Origin of the sequence: Synechococcus sp. CCAP 1479/10, from assembly GCF_019038515.1 — a bacterium.
Taxonomy (GTDB): domain Bacteria; phylum Cyanobacteriota; class Cyanobacteriia; order PCC-6307; family Cyanobiaceae; genus Cyanobium.
Genome location: NZ_JAFKRJ010000031.1, coordinates 1 through 21,736 on the forward strand (window position 1 = coordinate 1; position 21,736 = coordinate 21,736).

The following is a 21,736-nucleotide window of genomic DNA, read 5'->3' on the forward strand; positions in this document are numbered from 1 at the left end:
ACGGTTGTTGGTGGAGGTGACCCACTCACAGAACTGGTTCCACACCGAAGCGCCGGAGCGCTGCTGGAGAGTGGCGGTCATGAGTGCATGAAAGAGTGCCTTCGGGCGGAAGCGCAGGCGCGCCGGCCGTGGGCGTAAGGAAGGGCGACGGATCGCCTCACAGCAATGTAACAGACCATTGCGGCGTGTGAGGCGGCGTTCATGAAGAAAGGATGAGCTTCCCGCCTGGCCTGGCCCCCCTGCCGCTGCTAGGAGGTGAGGTGCTCCGGTCATCTCGCCCTGCCGCCGATGGTCTCGCGTTCGTCGCTTCCTCCCCAGCCACTGCGCCGGCGCCTGCGCGGGCCGTTGCCCGCCCTGCTGCTGCTCCCCCTGCTGGCGGCCGGTTGCCAGGGCCTGCCCAATCCCGAGAGCCGCCGCATCGACCAGCTGGAACTCAAGATCCAGCAGCTCGAGCAGCGGCTCAACAAGGCCGACCTGCGTCCCGACACCGCCGATCCGGCCGGCAAGCCCCCGGCCGGCGTGGTCAAGTCGCTGACCCTGCGCACCGACACCGAGGACGACCGGCTGCGCATCTACTGGGCCGACGGCAGCAAGACCGACCTCCCCTGCACCAAGGAACAGACCACCCTCGTCTGCGGATGACCATGACCTCCCCTTCCCTGCGGCCCCTGCTGGGCTGCCTGGCCCTGCTGCTGGCCGTCCCCCTGGTGGGGGCCTCCCCGGCCCGGGCCCAGATGACCCAGGAGCAGGCCTTCCAGCGGGGCCGCGCCGCGAACCTGGCCCGGATGCGGGCCGAGGTGATCAACGGCGGCCTCGGGGTCTACCGGCCAGCGCTCTGCATGTACGAGCGCAGCGGCGGCAACTGCCTGGTGCGCGCCGATGCCGAGGGTTTCCTGTTCCGCTTCTACGGCGGCGCGCCCGGCTGGGCCCAGCTCGGGCTGCCGCCGACCGTGGAGAGCGAGATCCTGATCTCCCCGGATGGCCGCAGCGTCCTGAACGTCCTCTACAACGGCGTGCCCCGCTCCCAGCCCGCCGCCGCCGGCCAGAGCCAGGCTCAGCCCGGGCTCTGAAGCTCCCGGGCCAGGTCAGCCAGGGCCTGGCCCCAGCCCGGCTCCACCGGCCAGGACTCCCGGCGGGTGAGGCTGAGGGCGATGCCCTTCTCGCCGTAGGCCGCCTCGTTGATGAACACGGCCCAGACGGGGCCGATCTCCTGGTCTTCCCGCGGGTGGTAGGGAATCGTGGCGCCCTCGGCCGTCAGGAACAGGGGATCGCCGGCGGCGATCGGCTGCCAGTCGCGGTTCTGGCGCTGGGGATGCACCACCGCCGCCGGGGAGCCGTCGCCATGGCGGGGCAGATCGAGGCTGCCCAGGTGCCGGTGCACCACCAGCCGGTCGGGCTGGCGCAGGGTTCCGCCGCGGGCCTCCGCCAGCACCTCCAGGGCCGCCTCCAGGGCCAGCTGGCTCTGCCGGCAGATCGGTTCCTGGATCACGCCCTGGGGCACCGGACCCACCTCCACCACCAGCCCGCAGGGCCAGCGCTCCACCAGGTAGCCGGTCTGGGCCCGGTCCTGTTCATGCAGGTAGATCGGCAGGCCCAGGCGTCGCTGCAGGCCCGCCGCCAGGGCCAGATCGGCAGGCCGCCGGCCGTAGACCACCAGGCTGCTGCCCATGGCGGCGGTGGTGCTGTGCAGGTCGAGGGCCACCAGGCAGGGGGCGCTGCCGCCGGGCCCGTGGCGGGCCAGCAGCTCCCGGGCCCGCTCCAGCTCCCGGTCCCCCGGCCCGGGGGCGTCCAGGAACTCCGGCACGAAGCTGCGGTTGAGGTCCTGGTCGAGGTAACGCACCCCGGCGGCGTGGGCGGCGGGGTTGCCCAGCACCAGCTCCAGGGCGAGGCCACGGCTCTGCAGCAGGGCCGGGTGCCGTCGCCAGGCCTCCAGCAGCCAGGGCGCGTTGCGCTCGTTGCCGTGGGTGCCCCCCACCACCATCACCCGGCCCGCCACCATCGACTGCTCGCTCAGAGGCCCCAGCCTGGCGCAGAGTCAGGGCATCGAACCGTGATGTCCATGGCCCCGCCCGCTCCGCTGGTGCGCTCCGCCCGGCAGCTCTGGCAGTGCCAGTGGCGCCTGCTGATGGGGGGGCTCGGCCCCGCCGACGGCCAGGGCCGCTACCGCCGGCCGGCCGGGGCCTTCACCGCCCTGCCGCCGCTGCCGGAGGACGCCGCCGAAGCCGGCAGCCACGTGCTGATCGTGGGCCGCAGCTGCCCCTGGGCCCATCGGGCCTGGATCACCTGGAGCCTGCGGGGGCTGGCCCCGATGATCGACACGGTGGTGGTGGTTCCCGATCCGGACGCCGGTCGCTGGCGGTTCAGCGAGCCCTTCGAGGGCTGCGGGACCCTGCTCGAGCTCTACCGCCGCTGCGGCGCCGATCCCCGCGCCCGGGCCACCGTGCCGGCCCTCTATTCGCTGCGAACCGGGACGATCCTGGTGAACGAGAGCGCCCGCCTGATCGAGCTGCTCAATGCCTGGCCCGCTGTGCCCGAAGCTCCGGACCTGGCCCCGCCGGCGGACCTGCCGGCGATCACCGCCTGGCGGGAGCGCCTGCAGGGGGAGGTCAACGACGGGGTGTACCGCTGTGGCTTCGCCCGCAACCAGGCGGCCTACGACGAGGCCGAGGCGGCCCTGTTCGACACGCTGGAGGCCGTCGAGGCCACCCTCGCCTCCAGTGGTGAGGGTGGCGGCTGGCTGTGTGGCGGCCCTGCCCCGAGCCTGGCGGACGTGGTGCTGTTTCCCACCCTGATCCGCATGGAACTGGTCTATGCGCCCCTGTTCGGCTGCAGCCGCAAGCCCCTCTGGCAGCTGCCCCGGCTGTGGGACTGGCGGCGCCGCTTCCACGCCCTCGAGGGGGTGGCCGCCACCTGCTTCCCGACGGCCTGGCGGACCGACTACTTCGGGGCCCTGTTCCCCCTGCACCCCTCCGGCATCGTCCCGGCGGGACCGGACCTGGCCACACTGGTAGGCAGCCCGCCCCCGGCCGCCCCCGGCGCCCCCCTCCGATGAGCAGCACCCTGGCCACCCCGGACGGCGCCGACCCCGTCTTCGAGGGGGTGTATGGCACCTTCTCGATCACCGCCACCGACCGCCGCGAGGTGCTCGGCTACCGGCTGGCCCTCACGGCCGTGGCCCTCGGCCAGCTGGCCCTGCTGGCCCAGTGGCGCCAGCTGGGCCCCGACCTGCTCTGGCCCTGGTTGCTGGTGATGGCGGCCGGGCTGGGCCTGGCCCTGCGCTGGATCCACATCTACCTGCGCCCCCTGCACCGGGCCCTGCAGCTGTTCTGGCTGGCGGGCTGCCTGGGCGGGGTGCTGCTGGCCCTGCGGGCCGGACCGGGCCAGATGCTCCCCGCCCTGGCCCAGCAACCCCTTTGGATCCTGGCGGTGGGGCCCTACTTCGCCGCCCTGGCCGGCATCGGCTTCAAGGAGTTCTTCTGCTTCCAGCGCCCCGAGGCGATCGGGGTCACCCTGCTGCTGCCCCTGGCCCTGCTCGGCCGCCTGGCCGGGGTGCTGAGCCCGGCCACCACCGCCAGCCTGCTGGCCGCCGAGGCCCTGCTGCTGCTGGTGCTCTGCCTGCGCAAGTTCCCCATGCCGGCGGCGGCGGATGTGGGCGACAAGAGCGTCTTCGCCCACCTGGAGCAGCAGCGCCTGGGCCTGGTCGAGAGCGGCGACACCCCATGAGCCTGATCAGCCTGGTGGGGGCCACCAAGGACTTCGGCCTGCGCACCCTGTTCGCCGACCTCGACCTGCACGTGGGTGAGCGGGACCGGCTGGGGCTGATCGGCCCCAACGGCGCCGGCAAGAGCACCCTGCTGCGGGTGCTGGCGGGCCTCGAACCGCTGGATCGCGGCGAGCGTCGCTGCCATGCCCGCACCCGGGTGGTGCTGCTCGACCAGGAGCCCCGGCTGGATCCGGCCCTGACCGTGCTGGAGCAGGTGTTCGCCGGTGACGGGGAAGCCATGGCCCTGCTGCGGGAGTACGCCGGGGTGAGCCACCAGCTGGCCCTCCATCCAGAGGACGACCAGCTCCTGGCCCGCCTCAGCGCCCTGCAGCACCGCATGGACAGCTGCCAGGCCTGGGATCTGGAGCGCCGCTGCCGCGAGGTGCTGGAACGCCTGGGCATCGACGCGGCCCACCAGGAGCGGACGATCGGCGAACTCTCCGGCGGCAACCGGCGCCGCGTCGCCCTGGCGGCCGCCCTGGTGGCCGAACCGGAGGTGCTGCTGCTGGACGAACCCACCAACCACCTCGATGCCGAGGGGGTCGAGTGGCTGCAGAGCTACCTGGATCGCTTCGCCGGCGCCCTGGTGCTCGTCACCCACGACCGCTACCTGCTCGATCGGGTCACCCGACGGATCGTGGCGGTGGATCGGGGCGAGGCCCGCCCTTATGAGGGCAACTACGGCACCTACCTGGCCCTGAAGGCGGCCGAAGAGGAGGCCGAGGCCTCCACCGCCGCCAAGCTCAAGGGAACCCTGCGGCGGGAGCTGGCCTGGATGCGCCAGGGCCCCAAGGCCCGCAGCACCAAGCAGAAGGCCCGGCTGCAGCGCATCGATGCCCTGCTGGAGGCCCCCGCCCGCCAGGGGCGCACCAGCCTGGCGATGGCCGCCACCGCCCGGCGCATCGGCAAGCGGGCGATCACCGCCGAAGGCCTGGCGGTGGCCGTGGGGGAGCGCACCCTGCTGCGGGACTTCAGCTACGACTTCAGCCCCGAGGACCGGGTGGGGATCATCGGGCCCAACGGGGCCGGCAAATCCAGCCTCCTGGAGGTGATCGCCGGCCGCCGCCCCCCCAGCGAGGGCCTGCTGGAGCTGGGGGCCACGGTGAAGCTGGCCTACTTCGACCAGCACAGCGACGTGCTGCTGGCCAAGGACGGCAAGCGCAAGGTGATCGAGGTGGTGCAGGAGGCCGCCAGCCGGGTGCAGGTGGACGGGGTGGAGCTGACGGCCTCCCAGCTGCTGGAGCGGTTCCTGTTTCCCCCCGCCCAGCAGCACCAGCCGGTGGCCAAGCTCTCCGGGGGCGAGCGCCGGCGGCTGCACCTCTGCCGGCTGTTGATCGAGGCCCCCAACGTGCTGCTCCTGGACGAGCCCACCAACGACCTCGACGTGCACACCCTGAGCGTGCTGGAGGACTTCCTCGAGGATTTCCGCGGCTGTGTGGTGGTGGTCTCCCACGACCGCTGGTTCCTGGACCGCACCGTCGACCGCCTGTTCCACTTCGAGGCGGGCCGGCTGGAGCGCTTCGAGGGCAACTACACCAGCTGGCTGGAGCGGCGGGCCCAGGCCCCGGCCACCGCCCCTGGGCAGGCCCCCGGTCCTGCCGCCGCCCTTGAGGCCACCCCGCAGGACGCCAGGCGCGCAACGCCAGCGGCCAAGGCGGCGGCCGGGCCCCGGCGACGCAGCTTCAAGGAGGCCCGGGAGCTGGAGCGCCTGGAGAGCGAACTGCCGGAGCTCGAGCAGCGCCGCCGGGAACTGGAGCAGCACCTGGGGTCCCCCAGCGGCCCGGACTACGCCCGGCTGGAGGCCCTGACCCACGAGCTGGCGGCCCTGGTGGAGCGGATCGCCGCCGCCGAGGAGCGCTGGCTAACGCTCAGCGAGCTGGCAGCCTGAGCGCCGGCGCCGGTGCGGGTGGGGCACTTCCAGGAGCCCCGCCCCATCGGCGATCCGGGGGGGCAGACCACAGACCGGCCCGGCGGGCTCCGGCAGCAGCCAGGGCTGGCGCTGCACCCGGGCACCCCGGGCTTCGTCCTGCTGCATGGCCGTGGGCTTGTAGTCGTCCACGCTGCGGTGGGCCGCCATCTGGTCCCCCATGCGGCGCAGGTAGAGATCCTGGTACCACTGCACCGCGTCGGCCTGGAAGGCCTCCAGGGCCGCCTGAACGCTGGCGAAGCGCTGGCTGACGAGTCCGCTGGGAGCGCACTGTTTCCAGACCAGCACCTCTTCGAAGCCGAGGCCCCGGCGCCACTGGCGCTGCTCCGAGAGGTAGCAGTGGGTTTCGGGACCGTTGATCCAGAAGAGCCGGCCGTGCTCGTCGATGAAATGCCGTTCCCGCCGCTTGCTGATGCGTGTCATGGGCCAACCGGGGCACTGTCCATTCCGCTGCTAGCCACGGAGGACCCTCCACCGCAGCCGCCGGCGCCGGGTTTGCAACGCTCAGGTCCCGGCCGGGGGGTGTGAGGAGACCCACAGGAGACGGCGATCCCCCGGCCCCGACCGTATGGTGTCTGCGGTGAGTTCCGACCCGTGACGGCCGGTTTTTGCATGAAGACGATCGACGATCACATCGAGAAGGACAAAGTCGAGATCGAATCGGCCAAGGCCGACGGCAATCTCGGCAAGGTGCGCCACCTCGAAGAGGAGCTCAAGGCCCTCAACGAGTACAAGGAGCACCACCCCGAGGACAGCCACGACCCCAGCCCCCTGGAGGTCTACTGCGACCTCAACCCCGAAGCGCCCGAGTGCCGCGTCTACGACGACTGATCACGCGACGCTCTCAGATCACTCCACGCCGACCGGGGGTTTCCCCCGCGGGGGCCTGATCAGGTCTCAGGCGATGCCCAGCTGCGCCCAAACGGCGGACAGCAGGGCATCGAGGCCCTGGGATGCCGCCGCCGAGATCACCAGGGGCGGTTCACCGGTGTGGGCCGCTATGGCAGCCACCAGCTCCTCGAGTTCGGTGGCATCACGGAGCTCCATCTTGTTGAGCACCACCAGGCGCGGGCGATCGCTGAGGCCGTGGCCGTAGGCGGCCAGCTCCTCCTCGACCACCAGCAGATCCGCCAGCACATCCTCCGCACCCGCATCGACCAGGTGCAGCAGCAGCCGGGTGCGCTCGATGTGGCGCAGGAACTCATGGCCCAGGCCGGCGCCGCGCGCCGCCCCCGCGATCAGGCCGGGGATGTCGGCGAAGACGGTGCCGTCACCACTCGGGCGCCGCACCACCCCCAGGTTGGGCACCAGGGTGGTGAAGGGGTAGTCGGCGATCTTGGGCCGGGCCGCCGAGAGCACGGCGATCAGGGTGCTCTTGCCGGCATTGGGCAGGCCGATGATCCCCACCTCGGCCAGCAGCTTGAGTTCCAGCTGCAGCAGCCATTCCTCCCCCTCCTTGCCCTCGGTGAACTTCTCCGGCGCCCGGTTGCGGTTGCTGAGGTAATGGGCGTTGCCCAGGCCCCCCCGGCCACCGGCCGCCACCAGCAGCTCCTCGCCGGCGTTGGTGAGATCTCCCAGCAGGATGCCGGTGCGGCAGTCGCGCACCTCCGTGCCGCAGGGCACCCGGATCGTCAGGGTGGAGGCACTGGCCCCGCTGGAGCGATTCGGTCCGCCGCGGCGGCCATCGTCGGCGGCGAACAGGCGCCGGTACTTGAAATCCAGCAGGGTCTGGAGGTTGGCATCGGCGACGAGGAGCACGTCACCGCCGCGGCCACCGTCGCCACCGGAGGGCCCGCCTGCGGGGACGTACTTCTCACGACGGAAGGCCACGATGCCGTCGCCGCCGCGGCCGGCGCGCACGGCGATGCGGGCCTGATCGATGAACTGCAAGGAAGGGGTTCGGCCGGGGCTCGGATGAGGAACAACCCTAGGATCCCCCGGTTGCACCCCTGGTTTGGCCGAGGTCCGCTTCGAGAAGGTCGGCAAGACCTACCCGCCCCGTCGCGGCGGCAGCCCGGTGGAGGTGCTGCGCCAACTCGACCTGCACATCCAGGACGGTGAATTCCTGGTGCTGGTGGGCCCCTCGGGCTGCGGCAAGAGCACCCTGCTGCGGCTGCTGGCCGGGCTGGAGGCCACCACCGCGGGCGAGATCTACGTGGGGGAACGCCCCGTGAGCCGGCTGCGGCCGGCCCAGCGCGACGTGGCGATGGTGTTCCAGAGCTACGCGCTCTATCCCCACCTGAGCGTGGCCGACAACATCGGCTTCGGCCTGCGGCGCAGCCGCCACCGAAGCCTGCCCCAGCAGCTGCAGGACAGCCTGCACCGGGCCACCCGAGGCCTGCCGGCCCCCCTGCGGATCGACTCCGAGCGGGAGCGCCGCATCGCGGCGCGCATCGACGAGGTGGCCGCCACCCTGGAGCTGGAGCCGCTGCTGGAGCGCCGGCCCAAGGAGCTCTCCGGCGGCCAGAAGCAGCGGGTGGCGCTGGGCCGGGCCATCGCCCGTCAGCCGGCGGTGTTCCTGATGGATGAGCCCCTCAGCAACCTGGACGCCAAGCTGCGCACCGGCACCCGCACCCAGATCGTCGAGCTGCAGCGGCGCCTGGGCACCACCACCCTCTACGTCACCCACGACCAGGTGGAGGCGATGACCATGGGTCACCGCATCGCCGTGCTCAACGAGGGCCGGTTGCAGCAGCTGGGCACCCCGATGCAGCTGTACCAGTGGCCGTCCAACCTGTTCGTGGCCCAGTTCATCGGCAGCCCGGCCATGAACCTCCTGCCGGTGGAGGTGGCCGGCTCCGCCCAGCTGCTGCTGGGGGGGCGGCGTTTCCCGGTGGAGGGTCCGATGGCCGACCTGCTGGGCGACTGGATCGGCCACCGGATCACCGGCGGCCTGCGGCCGGAGCACCTGCGGCTGGCCCCGGCCACCAACCGCAACCTGGCGGCGGAGGTGAGCCACTGCGAAGCCCTGGGCAACGAGCTGCTGGTCACCTGCCGGCTGCTGGAGGGCAGCCACCTGGTGCTGGTGCGGGCCACCCCGGACCAGAGCGTGACCGTGGGCCAGACCGTGCATCTCGATGTCGAGCCCACGGGCTGGCGCCTGTTCGACGGGCTGGGATCGGCCCTGCTGCCGCCCGAAGCCACCACCCCACCGCCGCGGCAGGAACCCCAGCTGCCCGCCATCAACCACTGAGCCATCAGCCAGCGAGGCGCTGGCAGGGCCTCACTTCACCCAGATGACGCTGCAGCCGGGGCCCCCATCCCCCTGATCGGCATCGCTGACCCGCTCCACCCAGGCCAGGCCGGACAGCCAGTCCCGCAGGCCCCGCTTCAGCTTTCCTGTGCCGATGCCGTGGATCACCCACACCGGCCCGTTGGCGCCCCGCAGGCGCTCCTCCACCGCCGCCTCGGCCTCGTGCACCCGCAGACCGCGCACGTCCACCGTGTTGCCCTCGGTGCGCACCTCGGGCCCGCGGCTGCCCGGGGAACGGCGGCTGCGGATCCGCACCTGGGGCGGCGGCTCGGGGGGCGCCGGCTTCTCGCCGTGCAGCCCCTCGATGCCGGCCAGTTCCACCGTCAGCCGCAGCACGCCGCAGCGGACGGTGAGCTCGCTGCCGTCGTCGGAGATCGCCAGCACCTCGGCGGCCTTGCCCAGGGCCAGCAGCCGGATGCGGTCGCCGGCCTTGGGCCGCCAGCCGCCGTGGTCACGCCGCTCCGGCAGGGGCCGGTGCTGCTGCTCGAGGTGCCGCAGCCGCTGGCCGGCCTGGCGGGCCGTCTCGCCGGCCACCCGCCCGCCGACGCGCACCTCCTGGCCCACTGAGCGCAGCCGCCGGATCAGGCGCCGCACCTCCCCCTGCCCCTCCCGGATCGACAGCTCCAGCCGCTGGCGGCGCTGCTCCTGCAGTTCCGCCGACTGCTCCTTCTGCTGCGACCAGCGCTGCAGCAGTTCCTCGTGCAGCAGCTCGGTGCGGGCCAGCAGCGCCGCCGCCGCCTCGGCCGCCTCCTGCTGGCGCTGGCGCCCCTGTTCCAGCCCCTCGATCACCCGATTCACATCACCCTCGCCGCCCGGCTCCAGCTGGGCAGCGGCCGCCGCCAGCACGGCTGGGTCGAGCCCCAGGCGGGAGGCGATCGCCAGGGCGTTGCTGCGGCCGGGGATGCCCCACTGCAGCCGGTAGGTGGGCGAGAGGGTCTCCACGTCGAAGGCCACCGAGGCATTCTCGAAGCGGGGATCGGCGTACTTGAGCGCCTTGAGTTCGCCGAAGTGGGTGGTGGCGACGGTGAGGCGGGCGCGATCGGCCAGGTGGCGCAGCAGGGCGGCCGCCAGGGCGCTGCCCTCGGTGGGATCGGTGCCGGCCCCCACCTCATCGAGCAGCACCAGAGATGCCGGGTCCTGGGGCAGGGCCCCCAGAATGCGGGCGATGCGGCGGATGTGGCCGCTGAAGGTGGAGAGGTTCTGCTGCAGCGACTGCTCGTCGCCGATGTCGGCCAGCACCTGGCCGCACCAGGGCAGCCGGGGGGTGCCGGCGCAGGGCAGGAACAGGCCGGCGCGGGCCATCAGGGCCGCCAGCCCGAGGCTCTTGAGGGTCACCGTCTTGCCGCCGGTGTTGGGGCCCGTGATCGCCACCACCCGCAGCTCCGGGCCGACCCGGATGGTCACGGGCACCACCGGCCGACCGCCCTCGCGCCGTTCCTGCCAGAGCAGCAGGGGGTGGCGCAGGTCGATGAGCTCGAAGGGGGCGTCGGCCGAATCGGCCAGCTCGGGCCGCACCGCCCCCAGCCACTGGCCGTAACGGGCCCGGGCCAGGCCCGCATCGATCCGCACCAGCACCTGCTGGAGGTGGTCGAGGGGTTCGGCCTGCTCGCCCACCAGGGCGCTGAGTTCGCTGCGCACCTGGCGCTCCAGCTCCCGCTCCTGGCCCTCGGCATCGCGGATGCGGTTGCCCAGGGGAATCACCGCCTGGGGCTCCACGTACACCGTGCTGCCGGAGGCGGAGCTGTCGTGCACCAGGCCGCCCACCTGGGCGGCGGCCCCGGCCTTCACCGCCAGCACCGGCCGGCCGCCCCGCTCGCTCACCACCGTGTCCTGGAGCAGGGAGGCGTAGCGGCGCACCAGCTCCTGCAGCCGGTCGCGCCGCTCGCCGCGCAGGGCCAGCAGCTGGCGCCGCACCGCCTCCAGGGGGCCACTGGCCCGGTCCGCCACCCGGCCGCCCTCCTCCAGGCAGAAATGCAGCCGCTGCTCCAGCTCCGGCAGGGTGCGCAGTTCGGCCACCAGGGCCGTGGTGACGGGACGCAGCTCCGGGTCCTCGATCTGGCGCCGCAGCCGCCGCGCCGTCGCCAGGGTGGCGGCCAGCGCCAGCAGCTCCTCACCGCCGGCGCAGCCGCCCTTGGCGCAGAGGGCCACCGTGGCGGCGATGTCGCCGGCCCCCTGCAGGCTCAGGCCCCCCTCGCAGAGGCCGTCGAGGGCCAGCAGCTCGGTGGTCTCCAGCAGCAGGCGGCGGCTTTCGGCCGGATGGTCGGGCAGGCCGAGGCCGGCGCAGTGGCGGCGGCCGGCGGCGGTGGCGGCGAAACCGGCCAGGTGCTCGGCCAGCCGGGGCCACTCCAGCAGCTCCAGGGTGTCCTGGTGGATCTCGCTCACAGGGGCTGCGCTCACCCCGCCGGTGCCAGGGAGGTGGAGGTGGAGATGGGGGCGGGGGCAGGGGCGGGGATGGCGGCGGCGCCCACGTTGGAGGGGATGCCGGCGGCGGGCTCATAGAGCATCTCCAGCCAGTTGCCCTCCGGATCCTGCAGATAGAAGGAGGCGGTGCCGTCGCGGTGGTCGTGCACCGGCCCCACCCGGTGGCCAGCCGCCTCGAGCCGGTCATGCACGGTCTGCACCTCGGCGCGGTCGCTGAAGTGGAAGGCGAAGTGGGGCCCGGCGGCGGTGTAGCTGGGGCTGAGCAGGGCGATGCCGTCGCCGTTGGCGGGCGACTGCATGTAGGCCCAGTCCTGGGCATCCCAGGTGAGGCGCAGCCCCAGCCCCTCGTAGAAGCGCTTGGCACGCTCCATGTCCTGGACCCGCACCGCCACGTGGCCGAGACGCGTCATGGGAGGGGGCAGCGACGGTTCATCGCACCATTCAAGCGGTGCGGCTCAGCCGTCGCGCAGCCACTGGGCGGCGTCGCAGGCGTGGTAGGTGAGGATCAGGTCGGCGCCGGCCCGCTTGAAGCAGAGCAGGGTTTCCAGCACCACCGCCCGCTCGTCGATCCAGCCCCGCTCGGCGGCGGCCTTGACCATGGCGTACTCGCCGCTGACGTTGTACGCGGCGATGGGCAGCTCGCTTTCGCCCCGCAGGCGATGGATGACGTCGAGGTAGGCCAGGCCCGGCTTGACCATCAGGATGTCGGCCCCCTCCTGCTCATCGAGCAGGGCTTCGGTGAGGGCTTCGCGGCCGTTGGCCGGATCCATCTGGTAGGTGCTCTTGTCCTTGGGGATGGGCTTGCTGCTCACCGCCCGGGGGGCCGAATCCAGCGCCTCGCGGAAGGGGCCGTAGTAGGCGGAGGCGTACTTGGCGGTGTAGCTGATGATCCCGACGTGCTCGAAACCCTCCTCATCGAGGGCCTCGCGGATCGCCCCCACCCGGCCGTCCATCATGTCGCTGGGGCCGATCAGATCCGCGCCCGCCCGGGCCTGGGCCACCGCCTGGCGGCAGAGCAGGCTGATGGTCTCGTCGTTGAGCACCACCCCTTCGGCACTGACGATGCCGTCATGGCCGTCGCAGGAATAGGGATCGAGGGCCACATCGGTCATGATCGCCATGGCCGGATGCTCCTGCTTGAGCCGCCGGATCGCCCGGGGAATCAGGCCGCCCTCGTTGAAGCACTCGCTGCCGTCCTCGGTCTTGAGGCCGTCGGCCACCTTGGGGAACAGCACCACGCAGCGGATGCCCAGGTCCCAGGCCCGGCCCACCTCCGCCACCAGCCCCTCCAGGCTCCAGCGCTGGGCGCCGGGCATGGCGCCGATGGGCTCGTTGGACGCGCCCTCGTGGACGAACAGCGGATAGATGAAATCGGCGGCACTGAGCTGGAATTCCCGCACCATGGCCCTCAGGGCCGGCGTGCGACGCAGCCGGCGGGGCCGATAGGTGAGCTCCATGGGGCAGATCTGACTGGCCGGATCCTACGGAAAGCCCTTCCGGCACTTGGACCGCGAAGGGCCGCGGCCCTCAGAGCAGGGCGGCGCTGATCCAGTCCTGGCGGGGGTCGACGCTGCGGGCCTGGCGCAGCTGCTCGAGCAGGTCCCGCTCCCGGGGGCTGAGGCTGTCGGGCAGCTTCAGGGTCGGGGTGAACAGCAGGTCGCCCCGGCCGTCCTTCACCGGCCAGCCCTTGCCCTTGAGCCGCAGGCTGCGGCCGAGGGTCATGCCGGGGGGCACCTGGATGGTGGCTTCGCCATCGGGGGTGGCCACGCGCACCTCGCCCCCCAGGGCCAGTTCGTCGAGGCTGAGGGGAAGCTCGGCCCGCAGCTGGTCGCCATCGAGGCGCCAGACGGGATGGGGCTGGAGCTTGAGGGTGAGATAGAGATCGCCGCGGCGGCCGGTGCCGGGCTGCAGGTTGCCCTTGCCCTTCAGCCGCAGGCGGCTGCCGTCCTTGACGCCGGCGGGGATGCGCACCTGCACCCGCTCCTCGTTGACAGCCAGGGTGCGCTCACAGCCGCGGAAGGCATCGGCTACCGGCAGGCTGATGGTGGCCTCGGCATCGAGTTGCACCTGGGTGGAGCGCTCGGCGCCGGCACCACCGAAACCGGAGCCGAAGCCACCGGGGAAACCGCTGCCGAAGCCGAAGCCGCCGGGGGCGCCGGCCGCGGCGCCGCCACCGAAGCGTCCCAGCAGATCGTTGATGAAGTCGTCGAAGTTGCCGTAACGGCCGAAGTCGACATCGACCCCGGGGGCGCCACCGCCGCCGCCCATCTGGTTCCAGTACTGGCCGAACTGCTCGTAGCGGCGGCGCTTCTCGGGATCGGAGAGCACTTCATAGGCCTCGCTGATCTCCTTGAAGCGGGCCTCGGCGGACGCATCACCGGGATTCACATCCGGGTGGTACTGGCGGGCGAGCTTGCGGAAGGCCCGCTTGATGCCATCGGCATCGGTGCCCCTCTCGAGACCCAGAACCTTGAAATAGTCGCGGTAACCATTCACGCTCATCTCGTCACGCTCATGTCGCCAGGGCGCCCGTCACCGTCGAACCTGGAAATTGTCCCAGTCCCGCCGCTGAATTCACAGGCCCGGGCAGGGCGGAAGCCCGTACGGCAGAGGGGTACGGCCGCTGGGCACGACTCTGGGGGCGGCCTAGATTTCCGGCCTCGCCGACCCGCCGATGCTCCCCCTTTCCCCACCCCGGCCGCTCCGGAAGCCTTCGGCCCCGGCGCTGCTGCTGCTGGGCGGACTGTCCGCCCTGGCGGGGGGCCTGCTGAGCTTCAGCCCTCCCGCCCACGGCGGCCAGGCCGGCGGCTCCACCACCCCCACCCTCGGTGAGGCCCTGGCCCCCTCCGGCGGCGAGCAGCTGGCGCTGACGGAGCACCTGAGGCGGATCGGGGCCGTGTTCTACGGCGCCTGGTGGTGCCCGGCCTGCTTCCGCCAGAAGAGCCTCTTCGGCCAGCAGGCGGGGGACCGGCTGCCCTACGTGGAGTGCGACAAGACCAGCGAGGGCCGGGAACGCTGCCAGGCGGCGGGCATCAAGGCCTACCCCACCTGGGTTCTGGGCACCAGCCGGGTGGAGGGTGTGCAGACCCTGCAGGAGCTGAAGCGCTGGAGCGGCTTCACCAAGACGCCGGGAACGGGTACCCCCTGAGGGCGGGAGCGGAGCAGCGAATCACCCGGAAAACCACGTGTCCACTGACACACAGATGTCGAGGCACGAGGTAGACGGCATGAATGAATTTGGTAGAGTCCGTAAACCAGTTCCGCAGAACACTGAAACCCGTTCGAAGCCAATCTCCTCTCCCCAGGGACATGAAGGAGTCAAGACTTCCCGCTCGAGAACCCAAGTTTTCAGCGCCCTTTTTTCAGATTCTCATTAAAGTCGAGGTGTATTTTCAGGATCATTGCTATTCCGGCCATCTCTGGGATGTGAGCCGTTCCGGCGCCTGCATCCGCAGCTTTCAGGAGGTCCCCATGGGAACCCCCGCCCAGATTCGCTTCCACGATCCCAGCGACGAGGAGATCATTGAAGCCAGGGGCGAGCTGATCTGGATGAACCAGCTCAGGGGTGCCCACTACTCAGGGCTCAGGTTTGAAGAGGGTTTCGACATTTCCAAGACTTTTCTCAGACTGCTGATCAAGGCGGAGGACCTCTGATGCCGCCAGTCCGATCTTCCGTGGGCGGATGGATGTCCAGTCATGACTGGCGCCGGGGTGAGTCACATCCAGTCATCGAAGCCCGCAGCAACCACAGCGGTGAAATCCATACGATCCGGTGGTCCCAGTCGCTTGACGACAAGCAGCCATGAACCTGCTCCATCACAGCCTCGCCGCCAGCCTCCTGCTCGGCACGGTCGCCACGCCGGTGCTGGCCGATTCCTCCGATTCCCTCAAGGGCAAGATCCAGTCCGTCGATGCCGGCCGACGCTCCTTTGTCGTCGGGGGGCAGACGCTGCTCACCAATGCGTCCACGGACTACGACGATGGCCTGAAGGCCTTCGCCGATCTGAAACCGGGGATGGAGGTGAAAGTGGAGCACTCCCAGCGTGGGGGCACCCGTTTCGCGAAGGAGATCGAGCTGGACGACTGAGGCCTCCCGGCCTGAGCCGCCCGCCTCGTCAGCGCCGATACATCCCGGCGCCCGGCGCCCCGTAGCCAAGCCCGGGGCGAACCCCGGCCCCGGAGGCCGGCCCGCCGAGGCCACCGGGATTACCCTCCGGCCCCCGCTCCAGGCCCGCTCCGGCCTCACCAAAACCGGCCCCCGGCAACACCCCGGCGCCGGAGGCCGGCCCACCCGCACCGCCGGCACCGGCGCCGGGGGCCACCCCCACGCCGGAGGCCGGCCCGCCGAGCCCGCCCGGGTTGGGCCGGGCCTGGCTGGCGCCGGGGAGGGCCAGGGCGATGGCCACCACCGCGACGGCCGGAACGATGAGGAGCTGGCAGCGTTTCATCGCCGGTCATGCGCAGGAGTCCTCGTCCTAGCAAGGTCGGGACGCCTTGCCGCCGAAGGCACGGGTGGGGCCAACGGGGGCTCCTACAGTCGCCGTTTGGGCCCTGGCAGGTCATGAACCCAGCCCTGCAGGCCATGAACGGCGCCCTGCGGGTCCTGCTGCTGACGCTGCCGCTCAGCCTGCTGTCGGGCTGCGTCCTCGCTCCGGAGGAACTCAGGGGAACGGCCTACCTCGCCATCAGCGTCGAAGGCGACCAGCCGCTGACCAAGGCGATCCTCCAGGAGGAGGTCCTGCAGGCGCAGGCGATCGTGGCGGCCTTTCGCCAGCTGCACCCCCACGTGGCGATCGAAACCAACCTCCTGCGGGAGAGCGCCTTCCTCGAGGAGGTGCGTCGCCGGCAGGCCGCAGGCTTCGGCCCCGATCTGATGCTGGTGGCGGGCTCCACCGCCCACGCCCTGGTGGAGGCCGATCTGGCCCGTGGCCTCCAGCTGCCCCAGGCCACACGCCGCCAGGTGGACGCCGATTCCCTGCAGCGGCTGGAGATTCCGCCGCGGGGTCTGGCGGGCCTGCCGATTCTGAGGCGACCGCAGCTCGCCTGCTTCAACCGCACGCGCCTGGCCGCCAGCCCGACCAGCACCGACGACCTGCTCAGAGCGGCCCGCGGGGGACTGCGGGTGGGGCTGGCGGTGGAATCGCGCAGCCTCTTCTGGAGCACGGGTCCCCTGGGGGCGGATCGGGCGATCATCGCCGCCGCCGCCGGGCGTCCCCTGGCGGCCGGCGAACGGGAGGGGCTGCAGCGGTGGCTGGCCTGGCTCTCGGCCGCCAACTTCAACCAGCAGGTCTTCATCGAGCCCGACCAGGAAGCACTGGTGCAGGGTCTGCTGGAGCGGCGCCTGGACTGGATCCCCTGCAACAGCGGCAACCTCAGCCGGCTGCGCCGCAGCCTGGGGACCTCCCTCGGGGTGAGCGACCTGCCCGGCGGACCCTACGGGCCGCCCACCCCGATCACACGGTTGCGGGTTCTGGCCTTCGGCACGGACTCCACCGCCCGGCAGCGGCGCGTGGCGGAGGCGCTGTCCGTGTTTGCGCTGAACCCCTGGATCCAGAGCACCCTGACCACCGACAACCAGGACATGCTGCCCACCAATCGCTTCGTCCCGCCCTCGGCGCTGCACACCCCCGTGCTCAAGGCGATGCAGCGGTCGGTGCGGCAGGCCGACGCCAGCGACGCCATCGCCCGGCTGCTGCCCGCCGGCGATCCCCGCGACCGCGAGCTCACGCGCCTGGTGACGGCGGTGGCCTTCGGCGAGATCACGGCGGCGGAGGCCACCGGGGCCGTGGTCCGGGCCCTGGCTCCCAGGCCATGAACGACCTGCTCGGCCAGATGATCGGCTGGCTGCCGATGCTGGGCCGGCCCCAGGTCCTCCTCCAGCTCGCCCTGGTGGCCCTGGCCGTGGCGGTCAGCCGTCTGGCGGGCCGCCGCTGCGGGCCGGCCGGCAGCTCAAGGTGGCTGGCACTTGCCGCCACGGGGATGGTGGGTGGCCTGGGCTGGGGCCTGCTGACCATCGCCCGCCAGCCGACGGCCCTGGCCGTCCTGCTGATCACCCTCGTGGCCAGTCTGCAGGTGTCGGAGCTGGTGCTGCATCGGGCCGAGCGCTGGCTTCCCGAGGATCAGATTCAGCCGCTGCGCCATCTGCTGATCCGGCCGTTCCTGCTCGCCGGACTGCTGTGGACCCTGATTGAGCAGCTGGACACCCGCGCCGAGCTGGCCCTGATCCCCCTGGGCCGCTGGATGGGCGCCAGTGTGAATGTGGGCGACATGACGCGACTGGTGGTGGTGCTTTACCTGCTGCTCGTCGCCTCAGGACCGCCGTCGCTGGGGGTGGCCTGGCTGCTGAAGCGGTGCTTTGCCCTGGAGCGGGTGAGTGCGCGCGCCATCGGACTGATGGTGCGCTACGCGGTGATCAGCCTCGGAACCGTGGCGCTGCTGGAAACGATCGGCTTCAACAGCACCGCCCTGCTGGCCATCGCCGGGGGGCTGTCGGTGGGCCTCGGCTTCGGCGTCAAGGAGGTCTTCGGCAACTTCGTCAGCGGCCTGTGGCTGCTGTTCGAAGGCTCCCTGCGGCCGGGCGACATCATCGCCCTGGATGGCGACTTCTGCGAGGTGCGCCGTCTCGGCCTGCGGGCCACCCGGCTCTGGCGTGACCGTGACAACGCCGAGCTGGTGATCCCCAACCAGACCTTCTTCAACTCCAGCACGGTGGAGTTCAGCGTCGGCCGCACCCGCTTTCTCACCCAGATCGCGATCAGCGTCGATGCTGGCCAGCCCGCGGGCACGATCCTGGCCCTGCTGGAGGAGATCGCCGCCGCCGTGCCGGGCGTGGAGATCCACCCGCCTCCGAAGGCCTACCTGCAGGGGGTGGGGGACCGCGGCGGCGATTACGTGGTCAAGTTCTGGATCCACAGCCCCTTCGCCAACCGGAGGATCTGCAGCGCCGTCGTCGCGGCGGCCATGGAGCGGTTCCGGGCGCTGGGCATCGAGCTGCCCTACCCCCATCTGATCGTGGAGCGCGCCAGGACTGAGCCGCCCGGGCGAGGCCCCGGATGATGGGAAGGGCCCTTCCAGGCCCCATGGGTCATTTGGGTGACAAGGCTGACCTCACCCCGTCTCCGTTAAGAGTGTCAGGCAGCCACGGGGGCGGCTTGACGGGAGAAACGAACGATGTTGTTCGCTGTTACGGGTTCGCTCTTACCGAGCAGGCTTCAGTCACCCTCCTCATGCCCCGTCGAAACCATTGCAGCCCCGGGATGACGCACCGCCTGCGGGGCGGTGGGTCGGGGGAATGGAGCTGAGCGGAATCGAACCGCTGTCCGAGACACTGGTGTGGACCACCTAGTTCGTCCGAAGACGAGCCTGTTCATCCTGCCACCTCCCCGCCAGCGCAGCCGCGGCCACAGGCGGTGGGCATCCCCGTACAAGGGGACCGTCAGCCAGCAGCATGGGGCGATGGCCAGCCCCTCCCGCTTCGACGTCATCGCCGTGGTTCCCCCGGGGCTGGAGGAGCCGGCGGCGGCGGAACTGACGGCCCTGGGCGCCCATGAGGTGCGCCCCCTGCGGCGCGCCGTGGGCCTGCGGGCCGATGCGGCCACCTTCTACCGCCTGCACCTGCAGGCCCGGCTGCCATTCCGCTTCCTGCGCCAGCTGGCCCGCTTCCCCTGCCGCGGCCGCGAGGAGCTCTACGACGGCGTCCAGCACGCCGCCGACTGGGAGCGCTGGCTGCCGCCCCAGCTGAGCTTCCGGGTGGAGGCCAGCGGCAGCGTGCCCGGCCTCACCCACAGCCACTACAGCGCCCTGCAGGTCAAGAACGCCCTGGTCGACCGCCAGCGCCAGGCGTGGGGGTCGCGCTCCTCGGTGGACCTGGACGATCCCGACCTGGTGCTGCACCTGCACCTCAGCCCCGGCCGGCCCGGCGGCAGCGGCCCCGAGGCGGTGCTGAGCCTCGATGGCGGCGGCGCCAGCCTGCACCGGCGCGGCTACCGGGCCGCCATGGGCCTGGCCCCCCTCAAGGAGAACCTGGCCGCCGGCCTGATCGCCCACACCGGCTGGGACGGGACGGTGCCCCTGGCCGATCCCTTCTGCGGCTCCGGCACCCTGCTGATCGAGGCCGCCTGCCACGCCCTCGGCCGTGCCCCCGGCCTGGAGCGCAGCTTCAGCCTGGAGCGCTGGCCCGATTTCGATGCCGCCCTCTGGCAGCGGGAACGGCAGGCCGCCCAGGACCTGGCCCGCAACAGCCTCCCCGATGGGGCGCCCCTGGCGACCGTGGTGGGCATGGAGCGGGATCCGGCGGTGCTGGCCATGGCCCGCAGCAACGCGGCGGCGGCCGGTGTGGCCGACTGGGTCGAGCTGCAGGAGGGGGACTGCCGCGATTTCCGCCCCCCGGAATCCCCCGGGGTGCTGGTGTGCAACCCGCCCTACGGCGACCGGCTCGGTGCCGACGACGACCTGGAGGCGCTCTACGGCGACCTGGGTCGGATGGTGAAGGAGCGCTGCGGCGGCTGGACCCTGTGGCTGCTGAGCGGCAACCCCGCCCTGACGGGGGCCCTGCGGATGAAGGCCAGCCGCCGGGTGCCGGTGAGCAACGGCGGCATCGACTGCCGCTGGCTCCGCTACGACATCCGCTGAAGCGCACGCGGGCCCCGTTGCGTCAGCAGCGCTGCTAGCGGTGGGTTCTGCCTCCGCCACCGCCAGAGCCATGGCCTCACTCTTTGAAGCCCTCAAGCAGGACGTGCTGGCCGTGGAAAAGGATCCGGCCCTCGACACCGGCCAGGCCACGATGGCCCTCGTGCAGGAGTGGCTGGCCAGCCACGAAGCCGAGATCAGCGCCCGCAAGCTGGCGGCGCCGACGGAGTTCAACGGCACGCTGATGCAGTGGTTCCACTGGTACAGCGACGGCGACGGCGGCCACTGGCGGCGGCTGCGCCAGGAGGCACTGGCCCTGGCCAGGGCGGGCATCACCGCCCTGTGGCTGCCGCCGGCGGGCAAGGGGGGAAGCGTGTGGGACGTGGGCTACGGCACCTACGACCTGTTCGACCTGGGCGAATTCGACCAGAAGGGCACGGTGCGCACCAAGTACGGCACCAAGCAGGAGTATCTGGAGGCCATCGAGGCCTGCCACGCCGCCGGGATGCAGGTGTACGCCGATGTGGTGTTCAACCACAAGCTGAACGCCGACGAGCAGGAGCAGTACCGGGCCACGCCCTACGACCCCGCCGACCGCAACCGGCCCCTTGGGGAGGAACGCACGATCAGCGCCTGGACCCGCTTCCGTTTCGATGGCCGCGGCGATCGCTATTCGTCGATGCAGTGGCACTGGCATCACTTCGACGCGGTCGATCACAACACGCTCGATCCGGGATTCCGGGCCGTCTGGCGCACCCAGGGCGCCGGCTTCGAGGGCAACGTCGATCTGGAGAAGGGCAACTACGACTACCTGATGGGCAGTGACCTCAACGTGAACCATCCGGAGGTGCGCGGTGAGCTCAAGCACTGGGGCCGCTGGAGCCTCGACCACGTGGGGGCGGACGGCTTCCGGCTCGATGCGATCAAGCACATCGCCAGTGATTTCTTCCTCGACTGGATCAGCGACCTGGAAAACCATGCCCAGCGTGATCTGTTCGTGGTGGGTGAGTACTGGACCTACAACATCGAAAGCCTGCACTGGTACGCGGCCAACACCGGCGGCCACATGAGCCTGTTCGATGCGCCGCTGCACATGAACTTCCACCAGGCCAGCCGCAGCGGGGGCAACTACGACATGCGCCGGCTGCTCGACGGCAGCCTGATGCAGCAGCTGCCCCTGCTGGCGGTGACCCTGGTGGACAACCACGACACCCAGCCGCTGCAGGCCCTGGAGTCGGTGGTGGAGGCCTGGTTCAAACCCCTCGCCTACGCCGTGATCCTGCTGCGTGACCAGGGCTATCCCTGCATCTTCGGTGCCGATTACTACGGCGCCGAGTACACCGACAGGAAAGACGGCCAGGAGTACCGGATCGTGCTGCCCAGCCACCGCTTCCTGATCGACCGCTTCCTGCTGGCCCGCGGCCACTGCGCCTACGGGCCCCAGTACGACTACCTCGACCACGACAACACCATCGGCTGGACACGCCTGGGCACCCCGGGCCACCCCCGGGCCATGGCGGTGCTGATGAGCGACGGGCCCGCCGGCCACAAGTGGATGGAGGTGGGCAAGCCCCACACCACCTTCCGCGACCTGACCGGCCACATCCAGATGCCGATCACCACCAACGGCGACGGCTGGGCGGAATGGCACTGCCCGGGGGGGGCGGTGTCGGTGTGGGTGGAGGAGGCGTCGCTGGCGGCGATGGGAGTGGCTCTCTGACCCCGGGGGTCTGGCCTGCCCAGG

The 21,736-nt window shown here is 71.5% G+C and carries 22 protein-coding genes; 14 read left to right on the plus strand and 8 right to left on the minus strand.

Annotated elements, in window-relative coordinates; genetic code table 11:
* Positions 1 to 288: 288 nt before the first annotated feature.
* On the plus strand, positions 289 to 642 hold the full coding sequence (locus KUG39_RS11550) for a hypothetical protein (protein WP_190612251.1): 354 nt from the start codon (positions 289 to 291) through the stop codon (positions 640 to 642).
* Positions 643 to 644: 2 nt separating this feature from the next.
* Positions 645 to 1,070 (plus strand): hypothetical protein, encoded by a 426-nt coding sequence (locus KUG39_RS11555; protein WP_216915172.1) that lies wholly within the window; start codon positions 645 to 647, stop codon positions 1,068 to 1,070.
* Here the strand turns inward: KUG39_RS11555 and KUG39_RS11560 are convergent.
* A complete protein-coding gene (locus KUG39_RS11560; RefSeq protein WP_216915174.1) occupies positions 1,055 to 1,999 on the minus strand; it encodes an aspartoacylase in 945 nt (314 codons plus the stop codon). The two genes, KUG39_RS11555 and KUG39_RS11560, sit on opposite strands and share 16 nt — an antisense overlap.
* Before the next feature lie 60 nt (positions 2,000 to 2,059).
* Between KUG39_RS11560 and KUG39_RS11565 the strand changes: the two genes are divergently transcribed.
* Genes KUG39_RS11565 through KUG39_RS11575 form a run of 3 tightly spaced genes read left to right on the plus strand, consistent with a single transcriptional unit; the run spans position 2,060 to position 5,651 of the window.
* Positions 2,060 to 3,052 carry a glutathione S-transferase C-terminal domain-containing protein gene (locus KUG39_RS11565; RefSeq protein ID WP_216915176.1) on the plus strand — a complete coding sequence of 331 codons (993 nt, stop codon included), beginning with the start codon at positions 2,060 to 2,062 and terminating at the stop codon, positions 3,050 to 3,052.
* Positions 3,049 to 3,723 carry a DUF2301 domain-containing membrane protein gene (locus KUG39_RS11570; protein WP_216915178.1) on the plus strand — a complete coding sequence of 225 codons (675 nt, stop codon included), beginning with the start codon at positions 3,049 to 3,051 and terminating at the stop codon, positions 3,721 to 3,723. Before KUG39_RS11565 ends, KUG39_RS11570 begins: the two co-directional genes overlap by 4 nt.
* Positions 3,720 to 5,651: an ABC-F family ATP-binding cassette domain-containing protein gene (locus KUG39_RS11575; protein WP_216915180.1), complete on the plus strand. Its 1,932-nt coding sequence runs from the start codon at positions 3,720 to 3,722 to the stop codon at positions 5,649 to 5,651. Before KUG39_RS11570 ends, KUG39_RS11575 begins: the two co-directional genes overlap by 4 nt.
* On the opposite strand, the gene KUG39_RS11580 is transcribed toward KUG39_RS11575, so the two are convergent.
* Positions 5,625 to 6,113, minus strand: a complete 489-nt coding sequence (locus KUG39_RS11580) for a hypothetical protein (RefSeq protein ID WP_216915182.1) — start codon at positions 6,111 to 6,113, stop codon at positions 5,625 to 5,627. The genes KUG39_RS11575 and KUG39_RS11580 overlap by 27 nt on opposite strands.
* A gap of 189 nt (positions 6,114 to 6,302) precedes the next feature.
* On the opposite strand from KUG39_RS11580, the gene KUG39_RS11585 reads away from it, so the two are divergent.
* Entirely contained in the window at positions 6,303 to 6,521 is a 219-nt protein-coding gene (locus KUG39_RS11585; protein ID WP_094586564.1) for a Calvin cycle protein CP12, read from the plus strand.
* A 66-nt stretch (positions 6,522 to 6,587) separates the two neighbouring features.
* Here the strand turns inward: KUG39_RS11585 and cgtA are convergent, their stop codons facing one another.
* Complete coding sequence (gene cgtA / locus KUG39_RS11590; RefSeq protein ID WP_216915184.1) at positions 6,588 to 7,580, minus strand: Obg family GTPase CgtA; 993 nt, start codon at positions 7,578 to 7,580, stop codon at positions 6,588 to 6,590.
* Positions 7,581 to 7,644: 64 nt separating this feature from the next.
* Between cgtA and KUG39_RS11595 the strand changes: the two genes are divergently transcribed.
* Positions 7,645 to 8,883 carry an ABC transporter ATP-binding protein gene (locus KUG39_RS11595; protein ID WP_094586568.1) on the plus strand — a complete coding sequence of 413 codons (1,239 nt, stop codon included), beginning with the start codon at positions 7,645 to 7,647 and terminating at the stop codon, positions 8,881 to 8,883.
* Between the two features lie 30 nt (positions 8,884 to 8,913).
* Here KUG39_RS11595 and KUG39_RS11600 read toward each other — a convergent pair whose 3' ends face one another.
* The 4 genes from KUG39_RS11600 to KUG39_RS11615 form a co-directional block, all read right to left on the minus strand.
* Positions 8,914 to 11,325 carry an endonuclease MutS2 gene (locus KUG39_RS11600; protein WP_502988647.1) on the minus strand — a complete coding sequence of 804 codons (2,412 nt, stop codon included), beginning with the start codon at positions 11,323 to 11,325 and terminating at the stop codon, positions 8,914 to 8,916.
* Between the two features lie 11 nt (positions 11,326 to 11,336).
* Positions 11,337 to 11,774: a VOC family protein gene (locus tag KUG39_RS11605; RefSeq protein WP_216915188.1), complete on the minus strand. Its 438-nt coding sequence runs from the start codon at positions 11,772 to 11,774 to the stop codon at positions 11,337 to 11,339.
* 45 nt (positions 11,775 to 11,819) lie between these two features.
* Positions 11,820 to 12,821, minus strand: a complete 1,002-nt coding sequence (gene hemB, locus KUG39_RS11610; protein WP_094586574.1) for a porphobilinogen synthase — start codon at positions 12,819 to 12,821, stop codon at positions 11,820 to 11,822.
* Between the two features lie 70 nt (positions 12,822 to 12,891).
* On the minus strand, positions 12,892 to 13,866 hold the full coding sequence (locus KUG39_RS11615; RefSeq protein WP_190612240.1) for a J domain-containing protein: 975 nt from the start codon (positions 13,864 to 13,866) through the stop codon (positions 12,892 to 12,894).
* 172 nt (positions 13,867 to 14,038) lie between these two features.
* Here KUG39_RS11615 and KUG39_RS11620 point away from each other — a divergent pair, with 172 nt between their 5' ends.
* The 3 genes from KUG39_RS11620 (at position 14,039) to KUG39_RS11630 (ending at position 15,451) form a co-directional block, all read left to right on the plus strand.
* On the plus strand, positions 14,039 to 14,512 hold the full coding sequence (locus tag KUG39_RS11620) for a hypothetical protein (protein WP_216915189.1): 474 nt from the start codon (positions 14,039 to 14,041) through the stop codon (positions 14,510 to 14,512).
* A 161-nt stretch (positions 14,513 to 14,673) separates the two neighbouring features.
* Positions 14,674 to 15,018, plus strand: a complete 345-nt coding sequence (locus KUG39_RS11625) for a PilZ domain-containing protein (RefSeq protein ID WP_216915191.1) — start codon at positions 14,674 to 14,676, stop codon at positions 15,016 to 15,018.
* A 148-nt stretch (positions 15,019 to 15,166) separates the two neighbouring features.
* The gene (locus KUG39_RS11630) at positions 15,167 to 15,451 is read left to right on the plus strand and encodes a DUF5666 domain-containing protein (protein WP_216915193.1); all 285 of its coding nucleotides are present in this window, start codon (positions 15,167 to 15,169) and stop codon (positions 15,449 to 15,451) included.
* 28 nt (positions 15,452 to 15,479) lie between these two features.
* Here KUG39_RS11630 and KUG39_RS11635 read toward each other — a convergent pair whose 3' ends face one another.
* On the minus strand, positions 15,480 to 15,812 hold the full coding sequence (locus KUG39_RS11635) for a hypothetical protein (RefSeq protein ID WP_216915195.1): 333 nt from the start codon (positions 15,810 to 15,812) through the stop codon (positions 15,480 to 15,482).
* A 113-nt stretch (positions 15,813 to 15,925) separates the two neighbouring features.
* Here KUG39_RS11635 and KUG39_RS11640 point away from each other — a divergent pair, with 113 nt between their 5' ends.
* From KUG39_RS11640 to KUG39_RS11660, 4 genes are all read left to right on the plus strand, one after another.
* Positions 15,926 to 17,179 (plus strand): hypothetical protein, encoded by a 1,254-nt coding sequence (locus tag KUG39_RS11640; protein WP_216915197.1) that lies wholly within the window; start codon positions 15,926 to 15,928, stop codon positions 17,177 to 17,179.
* Positions 17,176 to 18,420, plus strand: coding sequence for a mechanosensitive ion channel family protein (locus tag KUG39_RS11645; protein WP_216915199.1), 1,245 nt, complete (start codon positions 17,176 to 17,178; stop codon positions 18,418 to 18,420). Before KUG39_RS11640 ends, KUG39_RS11645 begins: the two co-directional genes overlap by 4 nt.
* A gap of 399 nt (positions 18,421 to 18,819) precedes the next feature.
* Positions 18,820 to 19,995, plus strand: coding sequence for a THUMP domain-containing class I SAM-dependent RNA methyltransferase (locus tag KUG39_RS11655; RefSeq protein ID WP_216915201.1), 1,176 nt, complete (start codon positions 18,820 to 18,822; stop codon positions 19,993 to 19,995).
* A 70-nt stretch (positions 19,996 to 20,065) separates the two neighbouring features.
* Positions 20,066 to 21,712 (plus strand): alpha-amylase, encoded by a 1,647-nt coding sequence (locus KUG39_RS11660; protein WP_216915203.1) that lies wholly within the window; start codon positions 20,066 to 20,068, stop codon positions 21,710 to 21,712.
* Positions 21,713 to 21,736: the final 24 nt, after the last annotated feature.